This is a genomic window from Pseudomonas sp. NBRC 111140 (assembly GCF_001320885.1).
GTDB lineage: Bacteria > Pseudomonadota > Gammaproteobacteria > Pseudomonadales > Pseudomonadaceae > Aquipseudomonas > Aquipseudomonas putida_P.
This window is the reverse complement of record NZ_BCBQ01000194.1, coordinates 1-1,178: the sequence shown is the minus strand read 5'-3', so window position 1 is coordinate 1,178 and position 1,178 is coordinate 1. Positions and strand designations below refer to the sequence as shown.

Here is a 1,178-nt window from a genome sequence, read left to right as displayed (position 1 = left end):
AGAGGTTTTGAAGGGCGAGTACAGCCGCAACGTCGGCCCGAATATCGATGCCTGGTCCGACTTCCAGCCGCTGGGTGTGGTTGCTGGCATTACCCCGTTCAACTTCCCGGCCATGGTGCCTCTGTGGATGTACCCGCTGGCCATTGCTTGCGGTAACGCGTTCATCCTCAAACCTTCCGAGCGCGACCCAAGCTCGACCTTGTACATTGCCCAACTGCTGCTGGAAGCCGGCCTGCCGAAGGGCATCCTCAACGTGGTGCACGGTGACAAGGAAGCGGTGGATGCGCTTATCGAAGCGCCAGAAGTAAAAGCGCTGAGCTTCGTTGGTTCAACCCCGATCGCCGAGTACATCTATGCCGAAGGCACCAAGCGTGGCAAGCGCGTGCAAGCCTTGGGTGGCGCGAAGAACCACGCCGTGCTGATGCCGGATGCCGACCTGGACAATGCTGTAAGCGCACTGATGGGCGCGGCCTACGGTTCGTGTGGCGAGCGTTGCATGGCTATTTCGGTTGCGGTGTGCGTGGGCGACCAGGTAGCCGATGCCCTGATTGCCAAGCTGGAACCGCAAATCAAGGCGCTGAAGATTGGTGCCGGCACCTCGTGCGGCCTGGACATGGGCCCGCTGGTGACTGCTGCTGCCCGTGACAAGGTAGTGGGTTACATCGATGACGGGGTTGCTGCTGGTGCCAAGCTGGTGGTGGATGGCCGTGGCTTGCGTGTGGCCGGTAATGAAGATGGCTACTTCGTGGGGGGTACTTTGTTCGACAAGGTGACCCCGCAGATGCGCATCTATAAAGAAGAGATCTTCGGCCCGGTGCTGTGCGTGGTGCGTGTGAACAGCCTGGAGCAGGCCATGCAACTGATCAATGATCACGAGTATGGCAACGGTACCTGCATCTTCACCCGTGACGGTGAAGCGGCGCGCCTGTTCTGCGACGAGATCGAAGTGGGCATGGTGGGTGTGAACGTGCCGCTGCCGGTGCCGGTGGCTTATCACAGCTTTGGTGGCTGGAAGCGTTCGCTGTTCGGTGACCTGCATGCCTATGGCCCTGACGGGGTGCGCTTCTATACGCGTCGCAAGGCGATTACCCAGCGTTGGCCGCAGCGTGCCAGCCATGAAGCGTCGCAGTTTGCATTCCCTAGCCTTTAAGGCCGGTGACTAAAGCGGGGAGGCCGGT

At 60.5% G+C, this 1,178-nt stretch carries 1 protein-coding gene; it reads left to right on the top strand.

Annotated elements, in window-relative coordinates; all coding sequences use genetic code 11:
- Positions 1-1,150, top strand: a 1,150-nt coding sequence (locus APH42_RS28835; protein ID WP_060494754.1) for a CoA-acylating methylmalonate-semialdehyde dehydrogenase, incomplete at its 5' end; no start/stop codon positions are given.
- Between the last annotated feature and the right edge of the window lie 28 nt (positions 1,151-1,178).